The organism is Nocardia aegles (genome assembly GCF_052545135.1).
The window spans coordinates 70,634-86,600 of the sequence record NZ_JBQWRI010000002.1; the positions used below are offsets into that span (position 1 = coordinate 70,634).

Here is a 15,967-nt window from a genome sequence, read left to right on the forward strand (position 1 = left end):
GTTCCGGTGCGCTCGGCGCTGCTGGTGCGGGGTTCCGACGTGGCGGCGGGCGAGGAGCAGGTCTCGCTCGCTGATAGCTGCCGACTGCTCCGGGCGGTCCGCCGGGACCCGCCGACCGGGTGCCGTCGACCTGGTCGTGGAAGTCGGTCGGCGGGATCTCCGGCCGGTCCGGGAGTAATGTTTCACCTGGCAGAGCCAGGAGCGCGCGTCTCGAGTCGGCAATGCTGTCGGGCGGTCGCGTCCTCCGGGCGGAGGACTCCATACGGAAGGCCGCGCCATGACTCATACAGCCGACGGCGGCGGCACGCGACTCGGCCGCGCGGGGGCGGCCTGGAAGTACGTGCGTACTGCCCCGTGGACTTTCGCCTGGCTGACGCTGCTGTTGGGGACCACGATCATCCAGCACCTGGTGCCGCGCGGCAATTTGGAGCGCGTGCTGGGTGAGCGTTCCACCAACCTGCGTCACCTCGAGTCCGATCCGGTGCATGTCCTCGTGACCAGTCTGCTGTGGATCGACGGCTACTTCTGGCTGCCGTATCTGGTGCTGTTCTGCGTCTTCCACGCGCCGGCCGAACGGTGGCTCGGCTCGTTGCGCTGGGCGATCGTCGGTCTGTGCGCACACGTCGGAGCCACATACCTCAGCGAGGGCATCCTGGCCGTGGCGATTCGCCACGGTTACGCCGATCCCGGGATGGTCGATGTCCGCGACATCGGCGTCAGCTATTTTCTCGCCGCTGTGATCGGAGTCCTGACCTACCATGTCGCGCGTCCGTGGCGGTGGCTGTACCTCGGCGGGATCCTGATGTGGCTCGCCATCCCGCTGCTGATCCATCCCACCTTCACCAGCATCGGGCACTTTTCGGCGCTGCTGATCGGGCTGGCCGCCTTCCCCCTCACGCGCGGGCGGAACACGCCGGACTGGGACCCGGCCGCCCTGTGGCGACGCCCGGTTCATGCCGACCGCGCCCCGACCGGGCGTGCCGGAGTCACTGGATCTGGAACTTCGCCGAACCGGTGCCGGTAGTGCTGGGGCGGAATGGCCGGCCGGATCGGTCTTGCGCGATCGGCGAAGTCTTGGTGGCTTATTCCGGGGCCGCGTGCGGCTCGAGGGCTTTGTCGTAGATATATCCGGCGTCGCGGACCTTGGTCGCGAGGAAGCGCATCCGCTCCGAGGTGAGGTAGCCGCCGCGGAGAGCCGTGCCGTCCAGTTCGGCGGCCACCTGGTCCAGCGCCAACCGCGCGAACCGCGTTTGATCGACCATGGCCAGGTTCTACCAGCTAATTCCGGCAGAGGCTATCTGCACCACGCGGTGCGTTTCCGGAGAATCGCGCAATTGATCCCGCTCGGCATCGTCATCCCGCTGCCCGGTCCACTCCCGCCGCCACCGGCAGGCCGACCTCGAGCCTCTCACCCCGAGCTGCTCGCTCGCATCCGCGAGACTGCCGGTATGCGCTGCGCGGTGCACTACTTGGAAAGCCGCTGCGGGAGCGTCGCCGATAGGAATCGGCCACGGACTCGCCCGCGGAGTGCGCGACGCTGCCGCAAAGGCGTCTCCGGACCGCGTCAACAGAAGTATTGTGGTCGTTAGCTATCGCGTGGCATCTACCAGCGGCGCCTACGAGGCCGGTCACGGTTCGTGGTCTTCGAGGACGCCATTTCGTGCCATGGGCGCTCGGCGGATGGGCGGTCCGGTTCACCGACCGGAGCGATCGCCGACGGCCGCGGTGACGAACCTTTACCGAGACCGGTCGAGCAGAGGTGATCTCATGAGGGCCACAGTCGGAATATCGGCGGAACAGGCCGTGGTGCGTGGTGTGATGGTCTCGTCGACGGCGCGACGAGGCACCCGCCCCGCCGTACTGCGGGAGATCGAGCAGCCGGTCGAGGACTCCACCGCCGCATCGGTGGCCGCCGCGCTGGACGCGTTGACCGACGCCGCGGGATCGGGCACCGAAATCGATGACGTCGCGGTCGCGTATCGCACCGTCGCCGAGCGTCGCGCAATCGTCTCGCAACTTTCGTCGGCGTCGTGGCGATCGTCGTCGCTCGTGTCGACCAAGACAGCGTTGCTCGCGCTACTCGACGAGCTGCCGGAGCTGGCCGAGTACGACACCCTGCTGGTGTTGGAGGTGGTCGGGTACCACACGTCCTATCTCGTGGCCGGGCCGAATCGGAACGAAATCCTGGTCTCCGGCACCTGGTCGTCCGGCGTCGTCGATGCCGAGACCGCGGATTCGGCGGTCGGCCGGATCCGGCCCGCCCTGGAGGCGGCCGGGCTGCGGCCCGACGCCGTGGTGCTGTGCGGCTCGTCGGCGGGAGATCCGCGCGTGGTCTCCGCGTTGCGGGCCGGGCTCGACGCACCGGTCCGCACGGCGCCGGACCATGCCAACGCCGCCGCCTACGGTGCGGCCTTGGTCGCCGCCGCTCCGTTCCGGCGCGCGGCGGCGGAACCGGCAGCAGCCGATCGCAGGCACGGCGGCCGCGTGATCCTGGCCGGAGCCGCCGTCGCCGCGCTGCTGGGTGGGGCCGCCATCGCGGTTGCGCAAGCGCGGGAGGACCGTCCGGCCGATACCGAGATCGGTAACCCCGAACAGGCGTCGGTCACCGCCATCCAGCCTGTCGTCCCGAATCCAGCGCTCGCGACTCCGACACCGGCGGCCGAGCGGGCGCCCGTGTCCGTGCTGCCGGAGGCGGCCGCCACCCCGGAGCCGTATCCCGAGCCGCCGGTGCCACCGCCGCATCCCGCGAATGCACAGGCTCAACTGTCCGCGCCGCTGGTACCCCCGGCCCCGGCACCCCCGCCGCCCGAGCAGCAACCGCCGCCGCATCCGCGCACTAGTACGCCGACAGAATCCCCGGCACCGGAAACCGCCGCTGCCCCCGACGACACCTATCTCTTCCCGGGTGAATCCCCGCCGCCACCGTGGAACGCCGACCCCGCGGCTGTTCAGGCCTGGTGGGACAACCACGCGAAACTGAAGGAGAGCTGGCTGAACGGCCGCTGACACCGGCCGCCATCGCCCACTCGGGCCCAAGCGACCAGACGGCATCGGCTCGGGCTCTGCTCGCCCGCCCTCGTGAGGACCCGAGCACATGTCTGCTGAGCGCGCTCGCTCGAGCAGCAGCAACGAGAAGGCGGCAACCGGCAGGGCGAAGATATTGTCCCTCCGATACTCGGCGGCGAAGGCGGCGGTCCCCGCAGGCTGACCGGGACGGCGATGATGCGCGCGAGCAGCATCGGCATGCCGGCTCCCGGAGAAGGGGCAACGGCTTGCCCAGGGTTGCCGAGTCGGCGATTGTGGCGCGGCGGCAGGCGCGGGCGGTGGATAAGCTGGTCCGGTGCGCGCACCAACGGCCGGATCGGTGGAGATCGTCGACGATTTGGAGGTCGTGACGACCCGGGGCTCCGAAGACGATCCCGCGTCGACCGGGATCGGACGTGACGACGTGGAGTCGCTGTGGGCGTCGGTGCAGGCGTGGTACCGGCTGGGCACCACCCCGGCGATCCAGGTCTGTCTGCGCCGCGACGGCAAGATCGTGTTGAACCGCGCCATCGGTCACGGCTGGGGAAACGCGCCGGGCGACGGGCCGGACGCGGTCAAGGTCGCCGCCACTCCGGACACGCCGTTCTGCGGCTTCTCGACCGCGAAGGGCGTGGCCGCAGCGCTGATGTTCATGCTCGTCGAGCAGGGTGCATTCGCCCTCGACGAGCCGGTGTCCGGCTACATTCCGGAGTTCGCGGCGAATGGCAAGGCGGCCATCACGATCGGTGACGTCTTGTCGCACTCCGCCGGGATCCCCTTCGTGACACCGCCGTATCAAGGCGTCGATCTGGTACTCGACGAGGAACTGGCCGTGCGTGCCCTGGCCGACCTGGTCCCGAGCTGGAAGCCGGGACGGTTCCGCGTGTACCACGCGCTGACCATCGGATTGATCCTGCGTCTGCTGGTGCAGCGCGCCACCGGCAAGCGACTGCGGGAGCATCTCGCCGAGCAGGTGCTCGAGCCGTTCGGTTTCCGCTGGACGAACTTCGGTGTGCGACCTGAGGATGTCGGCAAAGTCGTGCCGAGCGTGATGACCGGCCCGGCTCCGTCGCGCACGGCAATCTACCTGGCGCGCAAGGCTATCGGCGGACGGATGGACCGGGCGTCGCGCTCGGCGACCGAGGCCTTCCTCGCCGCCGAACTGCCGTCGGGCAATCTGATCACCACCGCGTCGGAGTTGTCGCGGTTCTACGAGATCCTCACGCGCGGTGCACCGGACGGCCGGCGCATCATCCGGCCGGAGACCTTGGCCGAGGCGGTGCGCCCGGCTCGCCGGCTACCCGGCGTCGCCGGACGCGTCAGCCGGGCCGGGTTCGAACTCGGCGGTCGCAGGTCGAAATTCGGCCGCGACACCGGATCGCATTTCGGGCGCAGCGGATTGACCACCCAGTACGGCTGGGCCGACCCGGCTCGCGGGCTGTCCGGGGCGATTCTCACCAGCGGCAAGGCCACCACCGACACCGAGCGACCGTGGCAGCTGGTCGCCCAGACCTCCGCTATCGTGCCCGCCGACCGGTAGCCACGCACCCGGCCGAACACCTCCACGGCATGACCGCTGCTATCGTCGACAGCGCCCATGGCGCCGGAGAGGGCCGCGCGCTACACCCGCGCACGAGGACGAGCGCTCTTGAAATTTGTGCCCCGCCTGCTGTTGTTCCTGGCGATTCCCGCTGTCTTGTTCCTGCTGCCCTGGTGGACGCTGGTAGCGGCTACCACCGACGAATCCGGCCCGCTGTTCTGGCTGGGTTCGACCCTGTTCCTGCTCGGATTCGCGTGCCTGCCCGCGGCGATGTATCTCGGCCACGGGCCCGCGCAGTCGGACCGGGCTTCGATCGTCGGCGATACGCTGCTCGGCGCGATGTGGGTGCTGTTCAGCTGGTCGGTGCTGGGAAATCTCGCCCGCGCGGGATTGACCGTCGCGGGCGTGGACGACCCGGCTCGCTCCCGGATCGTCGCCGCGGCGGTACTCGTCGCCGCGACGGTGCTGGTGGTGTGGGGTGTGATCGAGGCGCGCCGGGTGCCACGGGTGCGTACGGTGCAGGTGCCGATCGCCGGTCTCGGCCCCGCGCTGGACGGACTGCGCATGGTCGTCGTGACCGACACCCATTACGCGGCGCTGAACCGGCTGCGCTGGTCGGAGCGCGTGGTCGAGGTCGTCAACGCGCAACGTCCCGACATAGCCTGTCATGCGGGCGACCTCGCGGACGGATCGGTGGCGAAGCGGCACCCGCAGGTCGATCCGCTCGGCAAGGTCGAGGCCGAACTCGGCCGGTTCTACATCACGGGCAATCACGAGTATTTCGGCGATGCCCAGGGCTGGATCGAGCACATGACCTCGCTCGGCTGGCAGCCGTTGCACAACCAGCACGAGGTCGTGCGCCGAGGCGACGATCGGCTGGTGATCGCGGGCATCGACGATCCCACCGGTGTCGGCCTGACCGGTCACGGCCCCGATCTGCCCGCCGCGCTCGCGGGGGCGGACCCCGAGGTCCCGGTCGTGTTGCTCGCCCATCAGCCCAGGCAGGTCGCGGAGGCCGCGGCCGCGGGGGTCGCACTGCAGATCTCCGGCCACACCCACGGCGGCCAGATCTGGCCGTTCCACTATCTCGTTCGCCTCGAGCAGCCCGCCGTCGCCGGGCTGAGCCGCCACGGCGAGCGGACCCAGCTCTACACCAGCAGGGGCACGGGATTCTGGGGGCCACAGTTGCGAGTATTCGCCCCGAGCGAGATCACCGTGCTGATCCTGCGTGCGGAGGCGGCGACCGAATGAACCGGGTTCCCTGCTCGTGTGCGGGATCCGCCGCGGCGTCAGAGTAGGCCGCCGCGGCGCGCGTGGTACAGCGCGTCGACCCGGGAATTGGTGCCCAGCTTGCCGTAGATGCCGCGCAGGTGCGTCTTCACGGTGTTGACCGAGACCCCGAGATCCTCGGCGATCTGCTGAGCGGTGCGGCCGGAGGGCAGCTGTTTGAGCACGGTCATCTCGGTGTGGGTCAAGGCGGGGTACGCGGGCCTGCGGCGCGCCGCGGGATGACGCCGGATCGATTCCGCGAAGCTTTCCGCCCGGCCGAGACGGCCCGCGTAGCTGTCCAGCAACGGCATCGCGGCGGGCACGTCGAGGAACGGCCGCAGCAACCGGTGCGGCGTCGCGGAACCCAGCGCGTTCTCCAGCGCGGTGAGGGCCTTGGCCGGAGCGCGGGACTCGTGCTGCGCCGCCGAGTAGAGCAGCCATCCGGTGATCGCGCTGACCGGGCGGAGGTCGCCCGCGCGGTCGAGCAGCGGTTCGAGGACCGCGCAGCTCGCCTTCCGGCGATCGGCCGCCGCGTGCAGTGCCGCATCGGCCAGCCGCACCTCGGGTATTTCCCCCACGATGCCGCGGGCGCGTTCGACCAGCAGTTGTGCCGTTCTGGCGTCGTGCACGCGCAGCAGCGCCCATACCACCGGCAGGATCAGGCTCCCGGTCGCGGCGGGCAGCGCTTTGTGTTCGAGCAGGACGAGCAGACTGCGGCGCAGCGCGTCGACCGCGGCGGATTGTTCCTCGGCCCGCTCGAGTTCCAGCAGGCGGCCCACGACGTGCCCGCGCCATCCCGCGAGCGGACCGTGGGATCCGTCGTGATCGACCCGCTCGGTGAGCACGGACGCGACCTGCGCCGCCGCGGGCGTCTCGCCTTGCAGGTAGGCGCCGTAGGCCGCCACGGCGGTCGCCTGGACGGCGTCGGTGGTCGTCAGTAGCCCGTGTCTGTCCGCGATCGCCAGCGCGCGCGCCGCGCGGTCACGCATCGCGGTGGCGGCGTCGACGGCGTCGGCCGCGAACGCCAGCCGGGTCAGCGCGCGCAGCACCAGCCGGGGCCGCCCCGCGTGCTCGGACAGTGCGAGCCCGGAATGCAGTAGCTGTTCCCCGCGCGTGATGGCGCCACCCGCAACGAACGCGGTGGCGATCTGGATCTCGGTGTACGCGTCGAGATCGGGATCGCCGGTCGGCGCGACATCCTCCGGAAACCCGGGCATGACCGCCCCGGTGGTCGCCGCGACGTCGATGGTCGCGGCGCGGGTCAGCGCATCCAGCCGCTCGGGGGCGGCGAAGGAGACCTTGGCCGCACGCCGCGCCGCCGCGGTGTCCAGGCAGGCGACCGCGGCGGCGGTGCTGCCCGCGACGAGAGCGTCGACAACGCGCACCAGCCAGAGAAAAGGGTCGTCGAGCAACGCGGGCGCCGAGCGGGCCAGATGATCGAACAGTGTCCGACCCGCACCGTCGAGAACCATGCGCAACGCGGAGGTGGACAGGAATTCGCACAACTGTTCGTGGTCCGCACCGGCAAGCTGATGTGGCAGTGCGGTCTCCGGCAACCCCGCGGTCCGCAGCCAGCGGGCCGACCGCCGGTGCAGTTCCGCGCCCACCTGCGGCCCGAGGCGGCGGGCTTCGGCGAGAAAAAACGCGCGCACCAGCGGATGGCAGGAAAACCACACGTCGCCGTCACGCACGACGGAGTCGATCGGGAAGCCGATCCGGTCGAGTTCGTGCAGCGCGTGCCCCGCATCGCCGCCGGTGAGGTCGTCGGCGAGTTGCTCGGTGAACGCGACGGGAATGCTGGTATAGGTGAGGAACCGGCGCAGCGTCGGCGGCAGTGCCCCGATGAGTTCGCCGAGCAGGAAATCGGTGACCGCGCGCGCCGGGCGAGCGAGAACGGCGAGCGTCGCGCCGCGGTCGTGGGATCCGGCGGCCAGCTGGATCGCGGCGATGCGCACGAGCGCGGCCCAGCCCCGGGTCAGTGCGTCGAGCGCATCGAGTTCCGCGCCGGTGAGTTCGCACCCGTGGTGGCGGCACAGCGCGTCGATGTCGTCCGCGGTGAAGGCCAGTTCGCCTGCGCCCCAGCGGGTGAGTCGCGCGTGCAGGTCGAGGACATGCCAGCGGATCGGCGGGGCGAAGCGGGCGCACAGCACCGTCGTGACGGTGGGTGGTGCATGGTGCAGAAAGTATTCGATACCGGCGAGCACGAGCGGATCGGTCAGTAGGTGGGCGTCGTCGAGCACGAGAATCGTCGGCGTCGTGCGCGCGGCGAGCGTGTCGACGAGCGCCGCGGCGTACGCCGTCGGAGCGCCGGGGTCGGTCGCGATCTCGAAGCGCGCGTGCAGCACCGTCCACAGCGACGTCACGTCGTCGAGTTGCTCGGTGACGGTCAACCAGGCGACGTCGGATCCACCGGCGGCGCGCCGGGCGGCCCAGTCGGTGGCCAGCACCGACTTCCCGGTCCCGGCGGGTGCGCAGATCAGCAGCACGTGCCCGGTGCCCGGCAGGTTGTCGGCGGCGGCGTACAGATCGGGCCGGGCAATCGGAGTGAACGGCAACGCCGGTATCTCGGCAGCGGGCCGCGCCGCGGCGGGGATGCGGCGTAGAGCGGGGACGTGCGATGTGGTCACCGTGCCTCCCGGGCCGTGTGCTGACAGATCACTACCGCGCCTCGGTAGCGGAACATACCCGGTGCGAAGTCCGCTCGATCAGATCGTCTGTCGTCGTTATGGAATTTTCATTTCGCGCGACCGCGAAATATCGGAGTCACCCGAAACGGGTGAAGTGCCGGACGGGGTGACTGGTGGAGATTCGGAAGGCGTCCACTATTTTCCCGAGAAAGGGGGCGACCGATGACGCACATGACCGAACCGGAGCCACATCCCGTCCGCCGTGGCATCGCGGCGGGCACGTCCATCGCGGCCGCGATCCTGCTGCTGACCGTGGGTGTGCTGTCGATCTTCGAGGGGATCTCCGCCGTCGCCAAGGACGAGCTCATCATCGTCGGCGCCGATTACGTCTACAAGTTCGACACCACGGCGTGGGGCTGGATCCACATCGTGCTCGGTATCCTCCTGATCATCGCGGCACTGGGCTTGATGACCGGCGCGACATGGGCGCGGGTGGTGGCGATCTGCCTGGCGGCCCTGTCGATCATCGCGAACTTCCTGTGGCTGCCGTACTACCCGGCATGGTCGATTCTGGTGATCGCGCTGAATGTCGTGGTGATCTGGGCGGTCGCCACCTGGCGTCCGGAAGCGGTCTGAAGTCGGGCTTTCCACTGCCACCAGGGCGAAGTTGTGGTATCCACCGTCGGGACCGCACTACGAATTCGAAGGGACGCCAATGCCCAGCAAGCCCCCGCTCGTTCTTCTGCACGGTGTCACGATGTCCGAACGGGTGTGGGACGACGTCACACCCTTGCTCGCCGCGCGGCACGAGGTGATCACACCGACCGCCGTCGGGCACCGGGGCGGACCGCCGGCCCTGCGCCGCCCTGCGCAGGTCCAGCACTTGGTGGACGACATCGAGCGGCGGCTGGACGGGCTGGGCCTGCGCCGGGTGCACGTCGCGGGCAATTCGCTCGGCGGCTGGATGGCGATCGAATTGGCCCGCCGCGGCCGGGCCGAGACCGTCTGTGCCCTCTCGCCGGCGGGGTTCTGGGCATCCGGAGACCGCAGCCGCTCGGCCGCGAACCGCCGCATCGCCCGGGAGGTGACCATCGGGCGGCTGCTCGGCTTCCTCGCCCCGATGGGTCTGCGCAGCGCGGCGGTTCGGCGAGCAGCGTTGCGCGCCATCGCCGTCCACGGTGATCGCGCTCGCCCGGCACAGGCCATGACCTTCCTCCGGGACCTGCTCGGCTGCACCGTCACCGCCGATCTGCTCGGCACCGACGAACAGATCGCCCCGCTCGACCCGTTGCCGTGCCCCATCACGGTGGCCTGGTCGGAGCACGATCGTGTGCTGCCGGGCGAGATCCACGTGCCGATCGCACGGGCACGGCTGCCCGAGGCCGCGTTCTCCGTGCTGCCGGACACCGGTCACGTTCCGATGATCGACGACCCCCGGCTGGTCGCACAGACGATCCTGACCACCACGAGCACGACCACCGCTTCCGGGATGCGGCGGGCCACCTCGACCCGGGCGGCCGCCGCGTCGTCGAAGTCCTGATGCCCGAACCGAACCCGCAACGTTGACCAGGCTGTATCCGCCGGGGGAGCGCCGGCCGTGACATGTGCGGCGGCGATTCCCGGTCCGGCGTCGAGCGCGGCGATCGCGGCCGTGGCGGTGAGCCGCTTCACCGCGGATCACTGTGCTGCTCTTCATGTTTTCGGGCCGCGGCCGTGAGATGTGCCGCGTCGACGAGCGTGATGGCCCGCCCCTCGTGCGCCACCACGACCGGTCCGCGATGGCCGGAGATCCGGGCGGCGGCACGGGCCAGCGATTCCGTGGTGCCCGCCACCGGCAGCGGCGGCGCCAGGTGAGCGGTAACGGGGTCGTCGTCCGGCGCGGCGGCCAGCGTGGTCGCGACCGCCGCGCCCAGGATCTCCGGGACCACCACCGGTCCGGCCCCTTCCCGCCGCAACAGCACCGGCAGCGCCGGGGCACCGCCGAGCAGTGCCCGCGCCCGGACGACAGTGACATCCGACGGTATCGTGCGCGGGCTTCCGGCAACCTCGCCCACCACGTCGGCCACCGTCGGCCCGGTCACCCGGCCGCGCAGCGCGAAGCCGAAACGGCCGAGCCATTCGTCGTCGAAATACTTGGTCAGATAGGAGCGCCCGGAGTCCGGCGCGATGACGACCACCACGTCGCCCGATCGCAGCGTTCGCGCCACCCGCAGAGCGGCCGCGATCGCGGTGCCCGACGATCCGCCCAGCAGCAGTCCTTCCTCGCGGGCGAGGCGATGCAGCACCTCGAGCGCCTCCGGGTCGCCGATCCGTTCCAGGTGATCCACGACGGCGGGGTGATACGAGGTGGGCCACTGGTCGTGCTCGGTCTCGGGATGCCGGTAGTGCCCTACGGATTCGATGTACCAGGCGCGGCCGTCGCCGCCACCGTAGGCGGAGGTCTCCGGGTCGGCGCCGATGACGCGGACCGCGCCGCCGGATACCTCTTTGAGGTACTCGCCCGCGCCGGTGACGGTACCGCCGGTCCCCACACCCGCGACATAGTGCGTGACTCGTCCGCCGGTCTGGGCCCAGATCTCCGGACCCGTCGTCCGGTGATGCGCAGCCGGATTCGCGGGATTGTCGTACTGCCCGGCCAGCCACGCGCCCGGGATCTCGGCGGCCAGCCGGGCCGCGACCGTGCGCACGTGCTCCGGATGATCGGCGGGCCGCCCGCCCGGGGTCACCCGCACCTGTGCGCCGTAGGCGCGCAGCAGCGCGAGCTTCTCGTCGCTGGTCTTGTCCGGCACCACCACGATCGTCCGATATCCGCGAGTCGCGGCGATGGCCGCCAACGCGATCCCGGTGTTGCCGGAGGTGGCCTCCACGACGGTGCCGCCGGGCCGCAGCTCACCAGAAGTCTCCGCGGCGTCGATCATCGACCGCGCGGCCCGATCCTTCACGCTGCCCAGCGGATTCAGGTATTCCAGTTTGACGTATACCGTCGCGGCGATCCCTTCGGTGACCCGGTTCAGCCGCACCAGCGGGGTATTGCCGATCGCGTCGGTGACGGAATCGAAGACCCCGCTCGTGCGCGCGTGGATTGCGGTCATGCCACAGCCCTTTCCGTCTCGCCGAGCAGCCGCAGGATTTCTCGCCGCAGCCGCGAATATTCCGGATCATCCTGCGCGCGGAGCCGTTCCAGTGCGATCGGCACATCCTGCGCCACCTTCCGGGGCCGTGTGGCGAACACTACGACCCGGTCCGCCGACCGCAACGCCGCGTCGACATCTCCGTCGGCGCGGTGCGCGCCCAGTCCGGCGCGCCGCCCTGCGCCGTGGTGTGCTGATCGTCGCTGTCTGCCACGCGCTCGACGCCTTTCCCTGCCGGCCGCGCCCGGGAATCGGTCCGCCGGGCGTACACCCGGCAGCCGAAGCGCCGGAGACTTCAGGTTCGCAGCAATGCTTCCGGGGCGACATATTTGGCGTCAGCGCGATCGAATTCCGCTGCTCTGATACCGCATAGCGGCGGCGACGCATTCGTCGCAATTCGAATGGGACGCCGTCGATCGCGCCGGTTCTCCCGCCTCGCAGGTGCGGGCCGGTTGGCGCGGTCGTCCTGTCCGGTATCGGCTCAGCGCGGGCGCGACCGAGCGGATTGTTCGGCGAGCCGGAGTCGCTTCGGCCGATGTGGTCGCCGGGGTGAAAAGAAATTGCGGGCGGGAATGCTGCTGCCGCGCATCGGTCATCGATAGCTCGCCGCTGCTCCTTTCTGCGGCACTCGCCGAGTGCCACCCGCGATCCCTCGGAAAAGCGCGCAACCGACCTCCTCGCGGGCCCGGGGGAGTTCGTCCGGGGGGCGGTTTGCGGTTGGGCCGGGTGCGCGTGCAATATGTTGAGGCTCGACGGCTGCCGGGGTGCGTGCTCGCCGTGATCCATTCCGCGCCGCGAGAGGGGACCCCGCTGTTCCGAGGGCGGAACCGATCTGTTATCTACTGGCTACGATTGTTTTTTTCGACTGCACGCGCTCGGTAACCGTGAAGGGATTATCTCTATGGCACGCAAGGTCGTCGTGACCCTGGTCGATGACTACGACGGCAAGTCTCAGGCCGAGGAAACCGTGTCTTTCGCCGTGGACGGCGTGGCCTACGAGATGGACTTGTCGACGGAGAATGCCGGTCAGTTGCGCGGATTCTTCGAACAATGGGTTCCGTATGCTCGCAAGGTCGGTCGGGCGCGGCGCGGCCGCGGCGGTGTCCTGCGGTCGGCGACCGATCGGGAACAGGCCACGGTGATCCGGGAATGGGCGCGCAAGAACGGCATCGACGTCTCGGCGCGTGGACGGATCTCCGCCGAGGTCGTCGAGGCGTACAAGAAGGCGAACGGGTAACCGCCGGGACCGTTGGTCTCGATCGGTGGCCGTCCCCGGACCATGGCGACGGCCACCGCAGTCTTTCGGCTCGATGCCGCGATAACGCTGCCCGGCTGGGTAAGCGGTCGGTATGACAGTCATGACCGGCGCCTCGAAACAGCGTCTGCCCGCTCCGCGCGGCGAGCTGTCGGAGGCGGTAGTACAGCTGCTGCGCGGCGAACCGGGTAGTTCCGTGCCGGTGCCGGCTGCGCCGGACCCGTACGGCGACGACCTGCATCTGGCACTGCACACCTGCTACGAGCTGCACTATCACGGATTTCCGGCGGTCGACGCGGGATGGGAATGGGATCCGGGCCTGCTGGGTCTGCGCGCCGCGCTGGAACAGCGATTCCTGCGGGCGCTGCGCGAGGACGTGCCCGGCGGAAGTGATCTGAATGCCGAACTCGAGCAGTTGCTGGTGACACCCGCCGATCCGGAGGGATTGACCCGCTTCCTGCGCGACGAGGGCGCATGGTGGCAGCTGCGCGAGTACTTCGTGCACCGCTCGATCTACCACCACAAAGAGGCCGACCCGTACGTCTGGGTGATTCCCCGGCTGCGGGGGCAGGCCAAGGCGTCGCTGGTGGCGGTGGAGTTCGACGAGTTCGGGGGTGGGCGCGGCGAGCGCGTGCACGCGCAGCTGTACGCCGACCTGCTGGCGGGCGCGGGGCTGAACCCCGATTACCTGCACTATCTGGACGTGGTCCCCGCGCCGATGCTGGCGCTGATGAACATGATGTCGCTGTTCGGGTTGCACCGGTCGTGGCGTGGCGCGCTGGTGGGTCATTTCGCCACGGTGGAGATCACCTCGCCGCCGGGTGCCCAGCGTCTGGTGGAGGCGTTGCGGCGTGTGGCGGCCGACCCCGCGTGTGTGCTGTTCTACCGCGAGCACGTCGAAGCCGACGCGGTGCACGAGCAGGTCATGCGCACCGGCGTGATCGGCGACCTGCTGCGGCGGGAACCCGAACTGACCGAATCCGTAGTGTTCGGCATCCAGGTGACGAACCTGCTCGAGGACCGATTCGCCGATCAGGTGCTCGATGCCTGGCATGCGGGCCGCACCTCGTTGCGGGCAGCGCTGGACGAGCCCGGCGCGGGTGATTGAGCACCACTCGGCGGGCTATCCGCCGAATGTGATGTTGATTCGACCGCCCGGCGTCTACCGGCCGCAGTTGGACACCTGGTTGCTCGTTCGTGCTCTGGCGGAGGCAGGTATTCCGCGCGGCGGGCATGCGCTGGACGTGTGTGCCGGCACCGGCGCTTTGGCCGTCGCCGCCGCGTACACCGGAGCCGCGAGGGTGACAGCGGTGGACGTGTCCCGGGCCGCGGTGGTGTCCGCCTGGATGAACTGCCGGCTGCGTGGCATCGACGCCGAGGTGCTGCGCGGTGATTTCGCCGCGGTCCTCGGCGGTCGCCATTTCGATCTGGTGCTGGCCAACCCGCCGTATGTCCCGGCTCCCGCCGGAGCCGACAGCCGCGGCATCGCTCGCGCATGGAACGCCGGGGCCGGGGGCAGGGAGGTTCTCGACCAGTTGTGCGCGGCGCTGCCCACCCTGCTGAAACCGCGTGGTATCGCCTTGATCGTGCACTCGGCGCTGTCGGACCCGGATACGACACTCACTCAGTTGCGCGAGCGAGAGCTGAAGGCCGCGGTGGTGGCCCGGGCGACGGTGCCGTTCGGGCCGGTGCTACGCCGCCGCGCGGACTGGCTGGAATCGGCCGGGCTGATCGAGCCCGGCCGGCGAATGGAAGATCTGGTGGTGATCCGTGCCGACCGAATCCGGCAATGAGCAGTGGCGGCGAGTGACGCTCACCGCGGACGGCCCCGCATTGATCGAGGGCCCGGTGGAGTTCGTCACCGCGGATGGCCGGACGGTCCGATCCGACCGGTTCCTGGTGGCGTTGTGCCTGTGCAAGCGCTCCAAGAACTACCCGTTCTGCGACACCAGCCACCGCAAGCGCCGCCGTTCCCCGTGACCGAAGCGTCACCTGGGTGAGCGGTCGGAGTGCAGGCCGCGCACGGTCTCCAGGAGCGTCTCGGCGGCGCAGGCGATGGTCTGCTCGAGCACGTCCTGCGGTTCCCCGTCGAACTGACGGTGCCAGGCGCGCACATCATGCCCGGTGGCGATCGCGAACCAGACCGAGCCCGGCGGTTGCCCGTCCTGCGGGGCCGGACCTCCCGCACCGGTAACGGCAACGGCGACAACAGAATTCAGTAGACTGCGGACACCGGTAGCCATCGCTTCGGCCGCGGGCCGCGACACCACCGGCACGTCGGGCACGCCGAGTACCGTCCGCTTGACCTCGGTGCTGTAGGCGACGAGGCCACCTCGCAACCACGTCGACGAGTCGGGCGCGGCGCCGAATGTGGCGCACAGCCGGCCCGCGGTGAGCGATTCGGCGACCGCGACGGTGATCCCCGTGCGCTGCGCCAATTCGGCCAGCTCGTGCGCGTACTCGTCCGCGTGCGACATCTTTGTCCTTCCTGTGCTGCGTGCAGCTCACCATACGACCGGCCACGGGTCGCCCCGCACGGTGCACGCGGCGGTTTCGTCGGCGCGGTGCCGGGAATGTCGGCAGAGAACCGGCCCCCACACAAGGAGAAAGCGATGACCACCGACGCGATCGTGTTGCTTCGCGACGACCACAAGGCGATCCGGAAACTGTTCCGCGAGTTCGAGAAAGCGGGCGACGACGCCATCGCGACCAAGGCGAAGGCGGTGAGCAAGATCATCGAAGCGCTCACCGTGCACACCTATCTGGAGAACGAGTGCATGTATCCCGAGGTGCGCAAGCTCGTGCCCGAACTCGAGGAGGACATCATGGAGTCCTACGAGGAACACCACGTCGCCGACGTGCTGGTCAGCGAGCTGGCGATGATGAAACCCGACGACGAGCACTTCACCGCCAAGACCACCGTGCTGATCGAGAGTGTCGATCACCACATCGACCAGGAGGAGAACGAGTGGTTCCCGAAGGTGCGGGAACATCTGGGGCGCAAACAACTCCAGGAGATCGGGGCGCGGCTGCAAGAACTGAGGAAGAAGGCGCCGACCTCGCCCGCGCAGCCGTCTGCTCTGAAAAAGGCCGTGGACGCCGTGCTGGCCTGACCCCGGTC

The 15,967-nt window shown here is 69.7% G+C and carries 15 protein-coding genes; 11 read left to right on the top strand and 4 right to left on the bottom strand.

The window, feature by feature from the left end:
• Positions 1–277 precede the first annotated feature (277 nt).
• Positions 278–1,024, top strand: coding sequence for a rhomboid-like protein (locus ACT89H_RS05615; RefSeq protein ID WP_445107427.1), 747 nt, complete (start codon positions 278–280; stop codon positions 1,022–1,024).
• Between the two features lie 58 nt (positions 1,025–1,082).
• On the opposite strand, the gene ACT89H_RS05620 is transcribed toward ACT89H_RS05615, so the two are convergent.
• A complete protein-coding gene (locus tag ACT89H_RS05620) occupies positions 1,083–1,262 on the bottom strand; it encodes a hypothetical protein (RefSeq protein ID WP_445107428.1) in 180 nt (59 codons plus the stop codon).
• A 505-nt stretch (positions 1,263–1,767) separates the two neighbouring features.
• Here ACT89H_RS05620 and ACT89H_RS05625 point away from each other — a divergent pair.
• The 3 genes from ACT89H_RS05625 to ACT89H_RS05635 all read left to right on the top strand — a co-directional run bounded on the left by ACT89H_RS05625 (position 1,768) and on the right by ACT89H_RS05635 (position 5,815).
• On the top strand, positions 1,768–3,006 hold the full coding sequence (locus ACT89H_RS05625; RefSeq protein ID WP_445107429.1) for a DUF7159 family protein: 1,239 nt from the start codon (positions 1,768–1,770) through the stop codon (positions 3,004–3,006).
• A gap of 334 nt (positions 3,007–3,340) precedes the next feature.
• Positions 3,341–4,564 carry a serine hydrolase gene (locus ACT89H_RS05630; RefSeq protein ID WP_445107430.1) on the top strand — a complete coding sequence of 408 codons (1,224 nt, stop codon included), beginning with the start codon at positions 3,341–3,343 and terminating at the stop codon, positions 4,562–4,564.
• Between the two features lie 108 nt (positions 4,565–4,672).
• Positions 4,673–5,815 (top strand): metallophosphoesterase, encoded by a 1,143-nt coding sequence (locus ACT89H_RS05635; RefSeq protein ID WP_445107431.1) that lies wholly within the window; start codon positions 4,673–4,675, stop codon positions 5,813–5,815.
• 38 nt (positions 5,816–5,853) lie between these two features.
• Here ACT89H_RS05635 and ACT89H_RS05640 read toward each other — a convergent pair whose 3' ends face one another.
• Entirely contained in the window at positions 5,854–8,460 is a 2,607-nt protein-coding gene (locus ACT89H_RS05640; RefSeq protein WP_445107432.1) for a winged helix-turn-helix domain-containing protein, read from the bottom strand.
• A gap of 222 nt (positions 8,461–8,682) precedes the next feature.
• On the opposite strand from ACT89H_RS05640, the gene ACT89H_RS05645 reads away from it, so the two are divergent.
• Both ACT89H_RS05645 and ACT89H_RS05650 read left to right on the top strand, forming a co-directional pair.
• Positions 8,683–9,096, top strand: coding sequence for a DUF7144 family membrane protein (locus ACT89H_RS05645; RefSeq protein ID WP_445107433.1), 414 nt, complete (start codon positions 8,683–8,685; stop codon positions 9,094–9,096).
• 79 nt (positions 9,097–9,175) lie between these two features.
• Complete coding sequence (locus ACT89H_RS05650) at positions 9,176–10,000, top strand: alpha/beta fold hydrolase (protein ID WP_445107434.1); 825 nt, start codon at positions 9,176–9,178, stop codon at positions 9,998–10,000.
• Positions 10,001–10,127: 127 nt separating this feature from the next.
• Here ACT89H_RS05650 and ACT89H_RS05655 read toward each other — a convergent pair whose 3' ends face one another.
• Positions 10,128–11,552: a PLP-dependent cysteine synthase family protein gene (locus ACT89H_RS05655; protein ID WP_445107435.1), complete on the bottom strand. Its 1,425-nt coding sequence runs from the start codon at positions 11,550–11,552 to the stop codon at positions 10,128–10,130.
• A gap of 940 nt (positions 11,553–12,492) precedes the next feature.
• On the opposite strand from ACT89H_RS05655, the gene ACT89H_RS05660 reads away from it, so the two are divergent.
• The 4 genes from ACT89H_RS05660 to ACT89H_RS05675 all read left to right on the top strand — a co-directional run bounded on the left by ACT89H_RS05660 (position 12,493) and on the right by ACT89H_RS05675 (position 14,826).
• Entirely contained in the window at positions 12,493–12,828 is a 336-nt protein-coding gene (locus tag ACT89H_RS05660) for a histone-like nucleoid-structuring protein Lsr2 (RefSeq protein ID WP_039798258.1), read from the top strand.
• Positions 12,829–12,940: 112 nt separating this feature from the next.
• Positions 12,941–13,954, top strand: a complete 1,014-nt coding sequence (locus tag ACT89H_RS05665) for an iron-containing redox enzyme family protein (RefSeq protein ID WP_445107436.1) — start codon at positions 12,941–12,943, stop codon at positions 13,952–13,954.
• Positions 13,947–14,639: a HemK2/MTQ2 family protein methyltransferase gene (locus ACT89H_RS05670; protein WP_445107437.1), complete on the top strand. Its 693-nt coding sequence runs from the start codon at positions 13,947–13,949 to the stop codon at positions 14,637–14,639. The genes ACT89H_RS05665 and ACT89H_RS05670 overlap by 8 nt, the downstream gene beginning before the upstream one ends.
• Positions 14,617–14,826, top strand: a complete 210-nt coding sequence (locus ACT89H_RS05675; RefSeq protein ID WP_445107438.1) for a CDGSH iron-sulfur domain-containing protein — start codon at positions 14,617–14,619, stop codon at positions 14,824–14,826. Before ACT89H_RS05670 ends, ACT89H_RS05675 begins: the two co-directional genes overlap by 23 nt.
• 8 nt (positions 14,827–14,834) lie before the next feature.
• Here ACT89H_RS05675 and ACT89H_RS05680 read toward each other — a convergent pair whose 3' ends face one another.
• Positions 14,835–15,323 carry a CinA family protein gene (locus ACT89H_RS05680; RefSeq protein WP_445107439.1) on the bottom strand — a complete coding sequence of 163 codons (489 nt, stop codon included), beginning with the start codon at positions 15,321–15,323 and terminating at the stop codon, positions 14,835–14,837.
• Positions 15,324–15,458: 135 nt separating this feature from the next.
• On the opposite strand from ACT89H_RS05680, the gene ACT89H_RS05685 reads away from it, so the two are divergent.
• Positions 15,459–15,959: a hemerythrin domain-containing protein gene (locus ACT89H_RS05685; RefSeq protein WP_445107440.1), complete on the top strand. Its 501-nt coding sequence runs from the start codon at positions 15,459–15,461 to the stop codon at positions 15,957–15,959.
• Positions 15,960–15,967: the final 8 nt, after the last annotated feature.

Coding starts and splice junctions, on each gene's coding strand:
- ACT89H_RS05625 (WP_445107429.1), top strand. CDS start 1,768: ATGAGGGCCACAGTCGGAATATCGGCGGAACAGGCCGTGGTGCGTGGT.
- ACT89H_RS05685 (WP_445107440.1), top strand. CDS start 15,459: ATGACCACCGACGCGATCGTGTTGCTTCGCGACGACCACAAGGCGATC.
- ACT89H_RS05660 (WP_039798258.1), top strand. CDS start 12,493: ATGGCACGCAAGGTCGTCGTGACCCTGGTCGATGACTACGACGGCAAG.
- ACT89H_RS05680 (WP_445107439.1), bottom strand. CDS start 15,323: ATGTCGCACGCGGACGAGTACGCGCACGAGCTGGCCGAATTGGCGCAG.
- ACT89H_RS05645 (WP_445107433.1), top strand. CDS start 8,683: ATGACGCACATGACCGAACCGGAGCCACATCCCGTCCGCCGTGGCATC.
- ACT89H_RS05650 (WP_445107434.1), top strand. CDS start 9,176: ATGCCCAGCAAGCCCCCGCTCGTTCTTCTGCACGGTGTCACGATGTCC.
- ACT89H_RS05620 (WP_445107428.1), bottom strand. CDS start 1,262: ATGGTCGATCAAACGCGGTTCGCGCGGTTGGCGCTGGACCAGGTGGCC.
- ACT89H_RS05665 (WP_445107436.1), top strand. CDS start 12,941: ATGACAGTCATGACCGGCGCCTCGAAACAGCGTCTGCCCGCTCCGCGC.
- ACT89H_RS05615 (WP_445107427.1), top strand. CDS start 278: ATGACTCATACAGCCGACGGCGGCGGCACGCGACTCGGCCGCGCGGGG.
- ACT89H_RS05655 (WP_445107435.1), bottom strand. CDS start 11,552: ATGACCGCAATCCACGCGCGCACGAGCGGGGTCTTCGATTCCGTCACC.